12 protein-coding genes, 1 tRNA gene, 1 pseudogene and 1 riboswitch are annotated in these 16,365 nt (G+C 32.3%); of the genes and pseudogenes, 4 read left to right on the forward strand and 10 right to left on the reverse strand.

The annotated features are described in order from the left end of the window. Positions 1–32: 32 nt before the first annotated feature. A complete protein-coding gene (locus ACU68Y_RS04715) occupies positions 33–914 on the reverse strand; it encodes a TIGR01212 family radical SAM protein (protein WP_446755622.1) in 882 nt (293 codons plus the stop codon). Further along, positions 892–1,359, reverse strand: a complete 468-nt coding sequence (gene tadA, locus ACU68Y_RS04720) for a tRNA adenosine(34) deaminase TadA (protein WP_002841174.1) — start codon at positions 1,357–1,359, stop codon at positions 892–894. Before tadA ends, ACU68Y_RS04715 begins: the two co-directional genes overlap by 23 nt. A gap of 116 nt (positions 1,360–1,475) precedes the next feature. On the opposite strand from tadA, the gene ACU68Y_RS04725 reads away from it, so the two are divergent. Next, on the forward strand, positions 1,476–2,582 hold the full coding sequence (locus ACU68Y_RS04725) for a ribose-phosphate pyrophosphokinase (protein WP_002839913.1): 1,107 nt from the start codon (positions 1,476–1,478) through the stop codon (positions 2,580–2,582). 10 nt (positions 2,583–2,592) lie between these two features. After that, positions 2,593–3,669: a pyridoxal phosphate-dependent aminotransferase gene (locus ACU68Y_RS04730; protein WP_446755621.1), complete on the forward strand. Its 1,077-nt coding sequence runs from the start codon at positions 2,593–2,595 to the stop codon at positions 3,667–3,669. Positions 3,670–3,817: 148 nt separating this feature from the next. On the opposite strand, the pseudogene fdhF reads toward ACU68Y_RS04730, so the two are convergent. The 5 genes and pseudogenes from fdhF to ACU68Y_RS04755 all read right to left on the reverse strand — a co-directional run. Beyond that, positions 3,818–6,508, reverse strand: a pseudogene (gene fdhF / locus ACU68Y_RS04735) (formate dehydrogenase subunit alpha); the annotation flags it as partial. 7 nt (positions 6,509–6,515) lie between these two features. Beyond that, on the reverse strand, positions 6,516–6,971 hold the full coding sequence (locus tag ACU68Y_RS04740; RefSeq protein WP_002837310.1) for a ferritin-like domain-containing protein: 456 nt from the start codon (positions 6,969–6,971) through the stop codon (positions 6,516–6,518). An 8-nt stretch (positions 6,972–6,979) separates the two neighbouring features. After that, entirely contained in the window at positions 6,980–7,906 is a 927-nt protein-coding gene (locus ACU68Y_RS04745) for a 2Fe-2S iron-sulfur cluster-binding protein (protein ID WP_002837246.1), read from the reverse strand. Between the two features lie 5 nt (positions 7,907–7,911). After that, complete coding sequence (locus ACU68Y_RS04750) at positions 7,912–9,792, reverse strand: NADH-quinone oxidoreductase subunit NuoF (protein WP_316535145.1); 1,881 nt, start codon at positions 9,790–9,792, stop codon at positions 7,912–7,914. A gap of 17 nt (positions 9,793–9,809) precedes the next feature. Continuing rightward, entirely contained in the window at positions 9,810–10,295 is a 486-nt protein-coding gene (locus ACU68Y_RS04755; RefSeq protein WP_002837203.1) for an NADH-quinone oxidoreductase subunit NuoE family protein, read from the reverse strand. 369 nt (positions 10,296–10,664) lie between these two features. On the opposite strand from ACU68Y_RS04755, the gene selB reads away from it, so the two are divergent. Both selB and ACU68Y_RS04765 read left to right on the forward strand, forming a co-directional pair. Beyond that, positions 10,665–12,542: a selenocysteine-specific translation elongation factor gene (selB, locus tag ACU68Y_RS04760; protein WP_446755620.1), complete on the forward strand. Its 1,878-nt coding sequence runs from the start codon at positions 10,665–10,667 to the stop codon at positions 12,540–12,542. A 118-nt stretch (positions 12,543–12,660) separates the two neighbouring features. Further along, positions 12,661–12,757, forward strand: a tRNA-Sec gene (locus ACU68Y_RS04765). A 108-nt stretch (positions 12,758–12,865) separates the two neighbouring features. Here the strand turns inward: ACU68Y_RS04765 and metK are convergent. The 3 genes from metK to ACU68Y_RS04780 form a co-directional block, all read right to left on the reverse strand. Then, positions 12,866–14,044, reverse strand: coding sequence for a methionine adenosyltransferase (gene metK, locus ACU68Y_RS04770; RefSeq protein WP_002837269.1), 1,179 nt, complete (start codon positions 14,042–14,044; stop codon positions 12,866–12,868). Positions 14,045–14,090: 46 nt separating this feature from the next. Continuing rightward, a riboswitch (SAM riboswitch) is annotated at positions 14,091–14,186 on the reverse strand. Positions 14,187–14,242: 56 nt separating this feature from the next. Continuing rightward, complete coding sequence (locus ACU68Y_RS04775) at positions 14,243–15,451, reverse strand: ABC transporter permease (protein ID WP_002839902.1); 1,209 nt, start codon at positions 15,449–15,451, stop codon at positions 14,243–14,245. Beyond that, positions 15,451–16,365, reverse strand: a complete 915-nt coding sequence (locus ACU68Y_RS04780) for an ABC transporter ATP-binding protein (protein ID WP_002839932.1) — start codon at positions 16,363–16,365, stop codon at positions 15,451–15,453. Before ACU68Y_RS04780 ends, ACU68Y_RS04775 begins: the two co-directional genes overlap by 1 nt.

A 16,365-nucleotide genomic window follows, 5' to 3' on the forward strand; every position in this document is an offset into this window, starting at 1 on the left:
TTTCAAAAGCACAAAAACTTCAATAAATTTTTTTATGTATTATATGTTTTAATTTTACTATTTATCTCAGAAATTACTTTCAATTTATCACAAGACCATTTAGGCAGATAAAGTTTTGGCTTGTAAGCATCTCCAGTCATTCTATGCACAACAGTATCTTCATTTAAAATTTTGAAACTATCAACGACCCAATCAGTGTACTCATCCATCGTTAAAATTTTAAATTTATTTTTTCGATAATAATCGTACAACCTTGAATCTGTTTGTATATATAATGAATGAATTTTGATTCCCCAAATATCGTGTATTTGTGTTTGATACACACTTTCCAAGAAATCATCTTCAGTTTCATAAGGAAGTCCAGCGATTACATGTGATATAACTTTTATTCCATTATCCATTAGTTTTTTTGCCATGTCAAAATAAACTTCATTGCTATAAGCACGATTGATTAATTCTACCGTAGACTTTTTTGTAGATTGAAGTCCCATTTCAACCCAAACATCAACCTCTTTATTGATATCACTCAAAAGTTGTATCTTCTCATCATCTAAGCAATCTCCTCTTGTTGCAATATCAAGCACAAGTACATTTTCATTTTCAATAGCATCTGAATAGATTTTTCTAAGTTCATTTAAAGGCTTGTAAGTATTGGTAAATGATTGAAAATACGCAATAAATTTGTCAGCTTTTTTCTTTTCAGATAATCTTTTTATTTGCAATTCAACTTGGTCTTTGATCGAATACTCATTAAAAGTAAATTCACCAGAACCACTTTCAGAGCAAAAAATACAACCGTTAGAATTTTTTCTATTAGGACAACTGAACCCACCATCTAATGGCAACTTGTAAACTTTCGTGCCGTATGTTTTTTTCAAATAATCACTTAATCTATTTATTTCTATTTTTTTCACGAATCCTCCTGAAAAAACTTTGCATTAGTTCCACACACTCTTTTTCCATAATACTTTTTACTTCTATTTTATGATTGAGACCTTCATAATCATTTAATGATAGCAAAGATCCGCAAGCTCCTCTTTTTTTATCAAAAGCACCGAACACAACTTTTGGTATTCTAGAATACACCAAAGCTCCAGTGCACATCACACAAGGCTCCAATGTCACATACATAGTGCAATTATCTAATCTAAAATTTCCAATAACTTGTGTTGCTTGATTGATAGCTTTTAATTCTGCATGCATTGTAGCGTTGTTATCTGTTTCCACACTATTATAGGCTTGGGCAATTATTTCGCCATTTTTTACAATAACACATCCAACTGGAACTTCATCCAAATCAAATGCAATCCTCGCTTGTTCGATAGCTTTTATCATGAATTTTTCATCATTATTTTCCATAATTTATAAAACACCTTTCCTATCCGATTATATCAAATAGTTTGCATTATTTAAATTTGAATACGTAAATCGTTTGTGATATTCTTTATATATAATGTAGTATTTAAGGAGGACTTATGTCAGAATCAAAATTTGAAGAGTTTCCATACGGAGAACTTGGAATCATAGCTATGAAAAACATTGAAGGTTTGGCAAAAGAGGTTGACGAACTTTTAATGAAAAAAAACGGTGCAACACAAAGTTATTTATTAAAAATAACAGAATCCAGATTTAGTAACGGCGAAGGAAAAGTTACAATCGATGAATCAGTTAGAGGTCGTGATATTTTAATCATATCAGACGTTGGAAATTATGGATTGAAGTACAATATGTTTGGTGAACAAACTATAATTGGTCCAGATGAACACTTCCAAGATATCAAAAGAGTAATCTCCGCAATCAATGGAAAAGCTTCTCGTATCAATGTAATGATGCCTCTTTTATATTCATCTCGTCAACACAGACGTAAATCAAGAGAATCACTTGATTGTGCAATGGCACTTCAAGAATTAGAATCCATGGGAGTAGATGGAATTTACACATTCGATGTGCATGATCCAAACGTCCAAAACGCAATCCCATTGATGACATTTGAAAACATCTATCCTACAGCAGAAATAGTTAATTATTTCCTAGAAAAAGAAGAAATAACTACTGATGAATTAGACAAAAAAGACATGATTATAATTTCACCAGATACAGGCGCAATGGATAGAGCAATTTACTATTCAAATATTTTAAAACAAGATATAGGTTTATTCTACAAAAGACGTGATTACACTAAAGTAGTAGACGGCAAGAACCCTATAATCGAACACAAATACATCGGACGTGAAGTTGATGGAAAAGATATTTTAATCGTAGATGATATGATTGCTTCTGGGGGATCTGTTATTGATATTGCAAAACAATTGAAAAAACAAAACGCTAAGAGAATATTCTGCGCAGTAAGCTTCGCATTGTTTACTGAAGGCCCTGACAAATTTGACCAAATGTACAATGAAGGATTTATCAACGGAGTTTATTCTACAAACTTAACTTACGTACCAGAATCAATTAAAAATAAAGAATGGTTCCACGCTGTAGATATGAGTGAATTGATGAGTGAATTCATTCACCACATAAATAGAGAAGAATCCATCTCAATATTGTTAGATAAAACAAGAGGTATTAACATTTTATAAGGAGAAAATAATGAAATCATCTCACGGAGCAAATCTTTTTGAAATACAAAAAGAATACGGATTTAATATAGATGAAATCAAGGATTTCAGTTCTAATGTCAATCCTTTAGGCCCAAGCCCTAAAGCGATGACTAAGCTTGAAAAAAATCTTAATAAAGTCGGAGTTTATCCCGACCCAAATTACGATCAATTGCTATCATCTATTGAAGAATACACCAATGTATCAAGAGACAAAATCTTGCTTACATCCGGAAGCACTAATTTGATTTCATCATTTATATCCCTTATCAATCCAAAAAACGCAATAATATTCAACCCTAGTTATTCAGAATATGAAAGGGAACTTAATAAAATCAACTCCAATATAATTTCTTATGATTTGGATAAATCAAATGATTTCGCAATAGATTGTGAGAAATTAACGAGAATGATAAAAGAAAATGACGTAAGTCTTGTAATATTAACTAATCCCAACAATCCAACAGGATACGCTATTGAAAACGAAAAACTTAAAAATCTAATTAAATCAAGTAATTGCTATTTCATGATAGATGAAACTTATGTTGAGTTTTCAGATGTAGACAAGTATTCAGCAGTTAAGTTAACTCAATCATGTGATAACCTACTTGTTATACGCTCCACATCAAAATTTTTCGCAGCTGCCGGAATAAGATTGGGATACGGTATAACTGGAAACAAAAAACTTTACGATGATATAAATAAGCACACCAATTTGTGGAATATAAATATCTTCGCTGATATTCTTGGTGGCGAGATGTTCACAGACACTAATTACCACAAAAAAGTGTTCGAATTTATTAATCGTGAAAAAGAAAAAATGATATCTACTCTGAAAAAGATAGATTGCTTGAAAGTGTATCCTTCAAAATCAAATTTCGTGTTATGCGAAATATTGGATAAAAAAATGACCGCACATGATTTAAGAGAAAAACTAATTCCTTATGCTCTTATCATAAGAGACTGTGCCTCATTTAATAACTTGAATGAATACTTTTTTAGATTTTGCATTTTGGATGAACAATCAAACGACAAATTGCTAAAATTGATTGAAAATATTTTAAAATAATCGCAATTTAAAAGATCTCAGATAATAAAATCTGAGATCTTTTTTTGTTTGGTTATATTACTTTTTTATCTTTTTTGTGTTCATCTGATATTAAAGTTGCCATGTTAACAAATCTTTGAATTGTATCCTCATGATCTGGATGCAAATCAACTTTTTCAACATGAATTGCACACACTTTATATTCACCAGTTCCTGTTATTGGATCGTAGTGATTTGATGTTACTTCATTAATTGGAGATTCTCTGTAGTGGAATGTCATGAAAATCATATTAGGTAGTACTTTATCAGTTACTACAACACGAGTTACAACACTTCCTCTTCTCGATGTTACTCTAATAGTATCCAAATCTTTTACGCCTAATCTTTCTGCATCCACTGGATTTATTTCTGCAAGTTCATAAGGACTTACTCCATCCAAATCTTTTGAGTATCTTGTAGTGATGTTGTAATGATATAACATTCTTCCTGTACTTAAAATCATTGGATAATCATCATCAGGCAATTCTTCTGATGGTCGGTATTCTATTTCCATCATTTGGCCTTGGCCTCTTGCAAATATTCCTTTGTGCAAGTATTTTGTACCAGGGTGAGATGTTGTAGGACATGGCCATTGCAATCCGACTTTGTCAATTCTTTCGTAAGTCATACCTCTGTAACTTGGCATAGTTACTCTCATTTCTTCAAACACATCTTCACTTGTTTCATAACCGAAGAATACATTTGGATTTATGATTTTACTTACATCACACAAAATTGACCAGTCATTTCTAGCTTGTCCCGGAGGAGCAACAGCTTTTCTAACCCTTTGAACTCTTCTTTCAGTATTTGTAAAAGTTCCGTCCTTTTCTGCATAGCAAGTTGCTGGGAATACAACATCCGCAAGCTTTGCAGTATCAGACATAAATATATCTTGAACAACTAATAAATCTAAATTATTCAAAGCTCTCTTAACGTGATTTGCGTCTGGGTCTGATAAAACAGGATCTTCACCCATTATATACATCGCCTTTAAATTTCCCTTAACTGCTTGATTAAACATTTCAGGAATTTGATATCCAAGATTTGGACTCAAAGGAGTCTTCCATACGCTTTCGAAAAATTCACGAGCTTTTGGATCAGTAACTTTTGCATAAGCAGGATATGTGTTAGGTAAAGCACCCAAATCACATGCGCCTTGTACGTTGTTTTGACCTCTGATAGGGTTAATTCCACCAGACTCAATACCAACATGGCCTGTTAACATACCTAAATTTGCCAAGCTCATTACGTTTTCTGTTCCATGAGTGTGTTCAGTAATACCTAATGTATAGAATATACCAGCTTTTTTAGTCTTTGCGTATAACAAAGCGGCTTGTCTTATTAATTCTTTGTCCACACCCGTAACTTTTTCAGCATCATCCAAATCGTATTTCATTACAGTTTTCTTCAAGCCTTCAAAGTTTTCAACACGAGATTCAATATAATCTTTGGCTTCTAATCCTTCTTCTATGATGACTTTCATCATAGCATTTAATAAGAATACATCAGTACCAGGATTTAACCTTAACCAAATATCTGCTTCTTCTGCCAAATCAGTTCTTCTTGGATCTACAACGATAAGTTTAGTTCCCTTTTTAACTGCTTGTTTCATCTTATTACCAATAATAGGATGAGCAACTGTAGCATTTGAACCAATGACAAATAATAATTCTGCACCCAGAATTTCTTCGATAGAGTTTGTCATGGCTCCACTTCCTAATGTAGCTGCAAGACCTGCAACTGTTGGAGCGTGTCAGGTTCTAGCGCAGTGATCGACGTTATTCGTTCCTATCGCTGCTCTCATCATTTTTTGGAATACAAAGTTATCTTCGTTTGTACATCTTGCAGAACTTAGACCAGCTATTGAATCCGGACCAAATTCCATCTTTATATCTCTTAATTTGTTTCCAACATAACCTATTGCTTCATCCCAGCTACATTCAACTAATTCACCATTTTTTCTGATTAATGGAGAAGTCAATCTTTCGTCTGAATGAATCATATCTGTATGGAAACGACCTTTTATACAAAGCGAGTTTTGATTTACGTAACCATCACATGGTTCAACACCCTCAACTTTTCCATTTTTTACAACTAAGTTGAATTGACATCCTGTTCCACAGAATGGACAAGTTGTCTTAACTTTTTCAACTTCCCAAGGTCTAGTATTTTTTAATTGTTTGTTAACTAATGCCCCTGTTGGACATACGCTTATACATTGTCCACACATACGGCAGTTTTCTTTAGATAAAGGAAGATCGAAAGCTGTAGAAATATAAGAATCAAATCCTCTATTTTTAAAATCTATTGTATGTGTACATTGAACTTCTTCACATACTCTGACGCATTTTCCACACAAAATGCATTTATTTTGATCTCTAAAAATCAATGGATTGCTATCATCAACTTCGTGATTTTGAACTTCTATGTCATAATTACCATATTTGCCTAATACTTCAGGGTTTTTAACACCATATCTGTAGCACAAATCTTGTAATCTACAATTACCAACTTTTGAACAAGTTAAGCAATCTTTAGGGTGATTCATCATCAAAAGTTTAAGTATATTTTGTCTAGTTTTTACTAAACGATCAGTTTCTGTCTTAACTACCATCCCGTCTTTGACCATAGTAGAACATGATGTTTGAAGTTTTCTTGATCCTTCTATCTCAACTAAACACATTCTACAACCGCCAAATTCGCTCAGGTATTTATCGTGGCATAATGTTGGAATATCAATTCCAACTTTATGCGCTGCTTCTAATACAGTGGTATTTTCTTCAACTTGAATATCAATACCATCAATATTTATATTTAACATATTACACCTACCAAACTTCGTTAAATCCTACATTTAAAAATATTTCTTCTAGTTCAGTTTTATGCATTTTCTCCATTTTAGATAAACCAGCAAAAATATCTTTTTCAGCTTTATCTAGGCAAGAGTTTGCTATATCAGCATATAATTGCATAGCTTCTTCTTCTCTTTTGATAGCTAATTTGATAGCATCTGTAAAATTCATTTCTGTAGTCATTCTTGGTCTATCAATGTCTTGTGATAAATTATAGTCTTCGCTATCATCAATTTTAATTGTTTCTGCCTTTGTTTCTAAGAATTTTTGTAAGTAATCTTTATGTTTTAATTCTTCTTTACTAAGTCTTTCAAAAAGACTTTTTGTTTGTGGATCTTCTGCTTTTTCAGCTGCATCTTTGTAAAATGTATATGAATCGTCTTCTCTGTTTACAGCATCGTCTATAATTGATATTAATTGTTCTCTATTCATTATCTCACCTATTTATTATCTATTTTTTCTATTTTTTTCAAAATCTTATCCAAACCTAATACATTATTCCAGCTTGCTTCAACAAATTCACCGCCAATTTTTTTGTAAGGTTGTTTTGGATTATCTACGTTTAACAGTTCTGTAGTTAGTCTACCCTTTAAACAAAGTGGTCTGCCATTTTCTGGGCTTAATGCTCTTAGTGCAATATTCTTGCCGTTTTTTCTCAAAACTTCAAATTCACAACCGTATTCGCATACTTTACATTGAACTTTCTTTGTTTCTAATTCCCATTTTCTTCCTAAATTCATAGCCCTCTTATCCATCAATGCTCCTACTGGACAAGCTACTACGCATCTATTACAAGAAATACAATAAGAAGATTCAAATGTATCATTAATATCTAAATTAATTCTTGTTTCATATCCTCTATTTGAGAAGTTAAGGATTTTTCTATCATCCATGACATTGCAAGTTCTTACGCATTTACCACATAATATACACTTGCTATCATCTCTAATGATATATGGTGAAGAATCATCTACTAACTTTTCTCTTCTTGCTCCGTCATGTTCTCTGAATTTTACGCCATATTCATAAGAATATTTTTGCAATTGACATTCACCAGATTTTTGACAAGTTAAGCAATCATTCGGATGAGAATCTAACAACATTTGAAGAATTCTTTGTCTATGCTTAATTAACCTATCAGTTTTTGTATGAACAACCATGTTGTCTTTTGCCAAAGTAGAGCAAGCTGTCATTAATTTTTTGCTACCTTCTATCTCTACCAAGCAAAGTCTACATGCACTCACTACATCCAAATTTTTATCGTAACATAAATTCGGAATATCAATCCCATTTTCTCTCGCTAATTCAATAATGAATTTGGGTTTATCAGTTTGAATTACCTTTCCATCAATAGTTACAGTAATCATACTATCTATCTCCTAACTACTGCGTGAACAGGACATACAGTTTCACAATTACCGCATTTTATACATTGAGACTTGTCGATAACGTGTTGTTTTTTAACCGCTCCTTCTATACAGCTTACAGGACAATTCTTAGCGCATTTTGTACATCCTATACATTTGTCTGTAATTTCGTATGATAGAAGTGCTTTACATGCATGAGCTGGACATTTCTTATCGTAAATGTGAGCTTCATATTCATTTCTAAAGTATTTCAATGTAGAAATTACCGGATTTGGAGCTGTTTGTCCAAGACCACAAAGTGAAGCAGATGTAATAGTGTCACACAAATCTTCTAGCGCTTCAATATCTCCATCTTCACCTTTTCCTGAAGTTATTTTTTCTAAGATTTCAAGCATTCTCTTAGTACCTTCACGACATGGAACGCACTTACCACAAGATTCATCTACAGTAAATTCAAGGAAGAATCTAGCAATGTCAACCATACAGTCATCTTCATCCATTACAATCATTCCGCCAGATCCCATAATTGAACCAATTTTTGCCAATGATTCAAAATCAACCGGAGTATCCAAGAATTCTTCTGGAATACATCCACCAGATGGACCACCTGTTTGAACAGCTTTGAATTTCTTGCCGTCTTTAATACCACCGCCGATATCAAATATGATTTCTCTTAGAGTAGATCCCATTGGAACTTCTACCAAACCAGTGTTAACAACTTTACCACCTAATGCGAATACTTTAGTTCCTGGTGAACCTTCTGTACCAAAACTTGTAAACCAATCTGCACCTTTGTACATGATTGCTGGAACGTTGGCGAATGTTTCAACGTTGTTAATGATTGTTGGTTTATCCCACAATCCTCTTTCAGCTGTTCTGAATATTTTAGTACGAGGCATACCACGTCTACCTTCGATAGATTCCATCAATGCAGTACCTTCACCGCAAACGAAAGCTCCAGAACCCAATCTTAATTCAATATCAAATGAGAAATCTGATCCGAAAATATTATCTCCTAAAAGATTCATTTCTTTTGCTTGTTGAATTGCTATTCTCAATCTTTTAACCGCAATTGGATATTCCGCTCTTACGTAGATAAAACCTTGATTTGCACCAATAGCTCTACCGCATATAGCCATACCTTCTAATACTGAATGAGGATCTCCTTCAAGAATTGCTCTATCCATGAAAGCACCAGGGTCTCCTTCGTCGGCATTACAAATAACGTATTTTTGACTATTTTCTACTTTATACGCTGATTCCCATTTTCTACCAGTAGGGAATCCTGCTCCTCCACGGCCTCTTAAGCCAGATTTTTTCATTTCATCAATTATGTCTTTTTGGTCTAAATCGAAAATTGCTTTATGTAAAGCTTGATATCCATCTGCGCCAATATATTCATTTAAAGATTCTAATTGGATTTTTTCTACATTTCTTAAAGCTATTTTATATTGCTTATCGTAGAAATCAACTGAGTTGTATTTTAAAATCTTGTCGTCTTGTTTTGCATTTTCGTAAACCACATCTTCGTCAACTTCATCATTTACAATTGATTTATCGACGATATTTTTGACATCTGATAATTTAACCCTTGTGTAGAAAATTCCTTCAGGATATACAACAACGTTAGGACCAGTTTCACAAAGTCCGATACATCCTACTGGAACTACAACCACGTTTTCGATCTTTTCTTCTTCGATATACTTATTGAACTCATCAATTAAAGATTTAGCACCTGTAGCTTCACAACCAGCTCCACCACATACAACTATTTGCTTTTCTTTTGGATTAGTATGTTCAACATATATTTTATCCTTTACGAGCTCACGCATTTTAATATTTTTTGCAAACTCATCTCTTATTTCGTTAAGTTTTTCAATATTCATAACAAATCCCCTAATAACTAATTATATTTACTAACTATAGATTCTAATTCATTGACAGCTACCTTACCGTAGACATCTCCATTGATAACAATAACTGGAGCTAATGCACACAACCCAACACATCTACAAGGCGTGATAGAAAATTTTTGATCTTCAGTAGTGCTACCTGCAGGAATCTTCAAAATCTCTTGTAATTTTTCAGAAACTCTTTGAGCACCTTTTACATAACATGCAGTTCCTTCACAAACTTGAATATCGTATTTTCCTTTTGGAATCAATGAAAATTGTGCATAAAAAGTTATAACGCCATAAATTTCTGACAAAGGAATATCCAATATTTTTGAAATTGTAGTAATAATTTCCTTTGGCAAATATCCAAATTCATCTTGTGCATGTTGCAACACCGGCATCAAAGGACCTTTAATATCCTTTTTGCTTCTTACAAATTCTCGAAATTCTTCGACTTGTTCAGCATGTTCTTTTAAGTCAAAAGTAAAACTCATTTAAATCCCCCTATAAAAAATTGTTTTCCTGTTGTTATGAAAATTATATTCCTTTATATATTTTTAATTATACCACTTATTTTAACTAAAGTAAATTAGCATTTTATTAAATATGCAAATTAATATTCATTATCATTTTAGTATTCATTATTTTTTCTCGTTTTTATAGTATACTTATTCGTTGAAGTGCATTATATATATATTTATCTTTAATATATTGTTAAAGTAATTGTTATTATTCAGCGTTATGTATTTTATCTTTATAAATTATTTTGACTTTCAAATAATTTGTGAAAATAATTTCCTTGTTTTTTTCGGAATATAACGAAATATGATATAATATAAAATAGTAAATTAATTGGAGGTTATATGGATTTTATTATAGGTACATCTGGCCATATTGATCATGGAAAAACTACATTAATAAAAGCTTTAACCGGAAATAGCACTGATAGACTACCGGAAGAAAAAAAGAGAGGAATTTCTATCGATTTAGGTTTTAGCTATTTTGATCTTCCAAGTGGTCAACGAGCTGGAATAATTGACGTGCCAGGTCACGAAAAGTTTGTAAAAAATATGATGACTGGTACTTTTGGTATGGATATGATTCTTTTATGTATCGACTGTAAAGAAGGCGTTATGCCTCAAACAGTTGAGCATTTGGATATACTTAGGTTTTTGAATAAAACTGAAGGAATTGTAGTTTTAACCAAAAGGGACTTGGCAACTGATGAAGAAACAGAAAAAACAATCGAGCAAGTTATAGAATTAGTAGAAGGAACTTTCCTCGAAAATTGTCCTATTTGCGAAGTAGATTCTATTTCAAAAAGAGGAATAGATAATTTAATTCAAATGATAGATTCTGAATCTAAAAAATTAAAGCAAAAGCATGCCGAAAGAGATTACAGAATGAATATCGACAGAAAATTTAACGTAAAAGGAATTGGAACGGTTGTTACAGGAACTTTACTGGATGGAGATATCCACAAGGGAGAATCTTTTATTTATCCAATCGAAAAAGATATCAACATTAAAAATATTCAAGTTCACAATAAGAATGTAAATGTCGCTCACCCATCACAAAGGGTTGCTTTGAATATAAATCTAAATTTGGATGAAATAGACAGAGGTTTCGTAATCGCCAAGAAAAACTCACTAAAAGCTTTCAATATGATAGATGTTAGACTTACACTATTAGAAAGTGCTTCTCCTTTAAATCACTGGGACAGAGTTAGGTTATTCCACGGTACAAAAGAAATATTCGGAAGAGTTGTTCCTCTTGATAAGCAAGTGATTCAACCGGGAACTCAAGCTCTTGTTCAGATCAGACTTGAAGAAAAAATTTATGCAAAAACATCCGATCCATTTATTTTGAGACAATTTTCACCACAAGTTACAATCGGTGGTGGTATTATAATAGATGGTTCTGTAAGAAAGCATAAATTATTCGACGAAGAAATTATCGAAAATCTTAAAATAAAAGAAGAAGGAAAAATCAAAGATATTATTTTAAATTATCTACAAGATGAGATTTTCCCTACTAAAATCGATGATTTGGTATTCTATTCTTCTGAATCAAAAGACAAAGTTGTAAAGGAATTGGACGGATTAAAACAAGAAGATAAAGTTGTAATTAGAAACAACAAAGTCTTGGAAAAAGAAGCTTACCTAAAATTATTAGGAAAATTAAAAATGTTTGTAATTTCATTCCACAAAACAAATCCTTTATTGCCTGGAATTAATAAAGAAGAACTTCTCAAAAAATTACAACTAGATGATGACAGACCTTTCTTTAATTACATGATTAAAGATTTAATCGACCAAGAAGTTTTAATGGAAGAAAGTGGTATAGTTTCCTCTACAGGTCACAAAGTTAAATTAAGTGATGAAGACGAAAAAATCAGAAAGAAAATGCTTCAAGATATTTGCCAAAATCAATTCGACAAATTATTAAAGATAGACAATGTTGTCCACAACCAAAAAGACAAGACGATTTTGGGAATTTTATTACAAAAAGATGTAGTAATTTTAAGAGATAACTTTTTGATTTCCAAGAAATGCTATGACAAATTTATTAAAACTGTCGATGATCACTTCAATAATAACAAAACATTGAATGTAAAAGAATTAAAAGACATGCTCAATATCTCCAGAAAAAGTGCAATTACTCTTTTAGAAACACTAGATATTAAAGGGTATACTAAGAGGATCGAAAACGACAGAATTAAAGTAAAAGATTTTAAATAATAGAATAGGGCTTTGTATTACGAAGCCTTATCTATTAAGAAATTTGTTCCAGTTTTGTGAATTAGATGTAAAATAATTTGTAAATTGCATGTATTTTTGGTATAATATTAAAGTATTTGGGAATTGATGGGTGCTGGTGTGCCCTGCGGTCTTCAAAACCGTCTCAGGTAGTTAAGAGCTGCCCGGGTAGGTTCGATTCCTACCATTTCCCGCCATACATACTCTAGATAGCTAAATTTAGCTATCTATTTTTTTTGGAGTACTAAAAAAGTACTAAAAAATCAGTGAACGTTGAAATATTTCAACATTCACTGATTTTTATTTTATAAATATTTTTTCAAAGCTTCTGCTTTGTCACATTTTTCCCATGACAAATCCAAATCATTACGTCCGAAATGTCCGTAGCTTGCCACTTCTCTGTAGATTGGTCTTTGTAAATCCAATTTGTCGATGATTGCTTTTGGTCTTGCATCAAAGTTTTCATTTATTGCTTGAATAATTTTTTCTTCTTCTATTTTATTTGTTCCAAATGTGTTGATGAACATACTGATTGGTTTTGCAACTCCGATTGCATAAGAGAAACCTACTTCACATTTGTCACATAATCCAGCTGCTACGACATTTTTTGCAATATATCTTGCAAAATATGCTGCTGATCTGTCAGTTTTTGTAGGGTCTTTTCCACTGAATGCTCCGCCACCATGATTACAGAATCCACCATAAGTATCTACGATGATTTTTCTTCCTGTAAGTCCAGCATCTCCCATTGGTCCACCGATTACGAATTTTCCTGTTGGGTTGATGAAGAATTTTGTATTTTCGTCGATCATTGACTCATCAACGATTTTCAAGATAACTTCTCTCTTAATATCTTCTTTTAATTGTTCGTAATCAACATCTGGGTCGTGTTGTGTTGAAACTACGATAGCTTCAATTCTTTTTGGAGCGTCGTTTTCATATTCAACAGTTACTTGAGTTTTCCCATCTGGTCTCAAATAATTCAAGATTTTTTCTTTTCTCACAGTTGCAAGTCTTCTCGCTAATTTGTGTGATAATTCCAATGGTAATGGCAATCCTGATTCTGTTTCATTAGTTGCATAACCAAATACCATTCCTTGGTCACCTGCACCATATCTGTCATATTCGTCAGATTTGTTGCCCTTGTATTCTTCAGATTCATCAACACCTTGTGCGATGTCTTTTGATTGTTCTTCTAATGAAGTTATGATTGCGCATGTTCTTGCATCAATACCATAATCTGCATTATCATATCCAATTTCAGCCAATGTTTTTCTAACGATTGATCTGATGTCTACATAACTTGTAGTAGTAATCTCTCCCATTACCATAACAAGTCCAGTTGTAGAACAAGTTTCGCAAGCAACTCTTGCATCTTTGTCTTCTTTAATAATAGCATCTAATATTGCATCAGAAATTTGGTCACAAACTTTGTCTGGATGACCTTCAGTAACTGATTCAGATGTTAAAAATATGTTTTTCATAATACCTCCATAAAAAAATCCTCACCTGAAAAGGTAAGGATGTGTAAACTTATCTTTCAGGATTTCCTGTGGGATTTAGCACCTAATTTAATAGGTTGCTGAGTTTCATAGGGCCCATTCCCTCCACTACTCTTAATAAGATAATTATCAAATTGTCGTATAATACATTACCACTAATTTTTTAATCTGTCAAGTATTTTAATCAATATTTTCCATAGCGCTCTTACGATACATTTTTATAGCTCTTATCAACAATAAAACTATGACAATAAGCATCAATCCGAATGATATTCCTATTTCCAATAGTTTCACATCATTCAATAAAAATCTAACGGGCATCAAGGTTGCTGATGAAAATGGAACAAAAGATAATATTTTAATCAAAATATCGCTGTCTTTTCCTAACGAATTGATTATCACGATAAATAAACCAACTAATACCAAGAATATTGGAACTATTAGAAAATTAACTTCTTCCGCTCTCTTGACAGCAAGTCCTAGAATTTGGAACAAAATCAAATACAAGACAAACCCAAACACTACAAACAAAAGTATCGTCAACAAGAATTTGAGACTCAAAGTATTGGTGAAAAATGTCCATATTCCTTCTGGATAGTAGTTTTTGTTGAAAAATATTCCAATTATTCCCGCAAAAATAAATATGAAATATTGGATTAATCCCAAAACTGCTGAACTCAAAAGTTTACCAAACACAAATACACTTGGTTTTGCAGATGATAAAAGCACCTCAATAGTCTTATCCTTTTTTTCTCTAGAAATATTGTTACTCATAACACTACCGTAGAACAATATCATTAAATCGAAAAGTATAACAAAAACTATTGAAAATACAAATGAATGTGACCTGTCTTTGTTCAAAACTTTTTCTGTAAAATCTATCTTTGCTTTAGAATTTTTTTCAATTATTCCAGGATCTACTCCATTGTTAATCAAACTTTTGTCGTAATTATACTTCTCCAAAGCTCTCGTGAATCTTTCGGAATGATCGTCCATAAATTCTTTATTTTTGATATAAGAATTGAACTTTGTTGGAGTTTCTACTACAAATCCGATATTGTATTCACCATTTTCTACGGCTTTTTTTACATCTGATTCAGATGTAAGCACATCTTTGCTTTCAAGTCCCATTATAGTCTTCAAATATTCAACATCAATTTCACTGTTAGACGAATAGATGCAAGTGTTTTTGAATGTAAGTGCATTGATATCTACAGTTGCGTTTTTGTTTGCACCTCGATTGGTATTATTGAAAATAGATGGCATAAACCTTGGCAAGAAAGACAAAGCAAATACCAATACTGTAATCACCAATGTAGCAATCAAATACGAATTGTGTCTTATTATGGAATTAAATTCAAAATTAAATACTCTGCTGAATTTTTTCATTATTCTCTAACACCAACCTTTGACACGAAAACATCTTGAAGACTTGGTTCATATTGACTAAAACAATTGATGTCGATTTGATTAAGCATCATAAATTCCAATATGTCTTCTTTCGTTACATTCTCAGTAAGTCTAACCAAAAGTTTGAACTCTCTAACAACAGCATCTGGATAAATCAAATTTTCTGATTCTAATAATTCTTTTAATTCCCAAATTCCCATGTTGTTTGCATTGAGTAGCATTTTCTTCTCAGCCATGGAAGTTTTGATTTCATTCAAATCCCCATTCAAAATAATTCTACCCTCTTCAATAACACAAACATCTCTGCAGAATTCTTCTACATAACTCATCAAATGGCTGGAAAATATAACTATTTTTTGGTTTTGTATAAATTCTCCAACAGCTAATTTTAGTTCATGGGCATTGATTGGATCAAGTCCAGAAAACGGCTCATCAAGAACCAAAATATCCGGGTCATTTAACAGAGCTGAAATAATTTGGACTTTTTGTCTCAATCCTTTTGATAAAGTGGATAATTTTCTGTTCTTGTATTTTGCCAAATCAAACCTATCCAACCAATATCTTACATTTTGAAGAGCACTTCTTCTGTCTGTTCCTTTAAGCCTTGCAAAATAATACAATTGGGTGAACACTTTTTCGTTGGAATACAATCCTCTTTCTTCTGGAAGATATCCGATATTTACTTCATTGTAGTTAATGGGAGAGCCGTTAATCAAAACTTGCCCACTATCAGCACTCAAAACATCTGTAATGATTCTCATAGTTGTAGTTTTGCCGGCTCCATTTCTACCCAAAAACCCAAAAGCACGTCCGCTTTCAACTTTAAATGAAATATCGGTTAAAACTTTGTTATCTCCAAAAGATTTGTTCACATGTTTTAACTCAAGATTCAT

Source organism: Finegoldia sp. P1-F-LS (assembly GCF_052932205.1).

What these genes read in the sequence shown, in the direction of transcription:
- tadA (WP_002841174.1), bottom strand. Translation starts at nt 1,359, where the DNA reads ATGGAAAATAATGATGAAAAATTCATGATAAAAGCTATCGAACAAGCG.
- ACU68Y_RS04725 (WP_002839913.1), top strand. Translation starts at nt 1,476, where the DNA reads ATGTCAGAATCAAAATTTGAAGAGTTTCCATACGGAGAACTTGGAATC.
- ACU68Y_RS04730 (WP_446755621.1), top strand. Translation starts at nt 2,593, where the DNA reads ATGAAATCATCTCACGGAGCAAATCTTTTTGAAATACAAAAAGAATAC.
- ACU68Y_RS04740 (WP_002837310.1), bottom strand. Translation starts at nt 6,971, where the DNA reads ATGAATAGAGAACAATTAATATCAATTATAGACGATGCTGTAAACAGA.
- ACU68Y_RS04745 (WP_002837246.1), bottom strand. Translation starts at nt 7,906, where the DNA reads ATGATTACTGTAACTATTGATGGAAAGGTAATTCAAACTGATAAACCC.
- ACU68Y_RS04750 (WP_316535145.1), bottom strand. Translation starts at nt 9,792, where the DNA reads ATGAATATTGAAAAACTTAACGAAATAAGAGATGAGTTTGCAAAAAAT.
- ACU68Y_RS04755 (WP_002837203.1), bottom strand. Translation starts at nt 10,295, where the DNA reads ATGAGTTTTACTTTTGACTTAAAAGAACATGCTGAACAAGTCGAAGAA.
- selB (WP_446755620.1), top strand. Translation starts at nt 10,665, where the DNA reads ATGGATTTTATTATAGGTACATCTGGCCATATTGATCATGGAAAAACT.
- metK (WP_002837269.1), bottom strand. Translation starts at nt 14,044, where the DNA reads ATGAAAAACATATTTTTAACATCTGAATCAGTTACTGAAGGTCATCCA.
- ACU68Y_RS04775 (WP_002839902.1), bottom strand. Translation starts at nt 15,451, where the DNA reads ATGAAAAAATTCAGCAGAGTATTTAATTTTGAATTTAATTCCATAATA.
- ACU68Y_RS04780 (WP_002839932.1), bottom strand. Translation starts at nt 16,365, where the DNA reads ATGAATCTTGAGTTAAAACATGTGAACAAATCTTTTGGAGATAACAAA.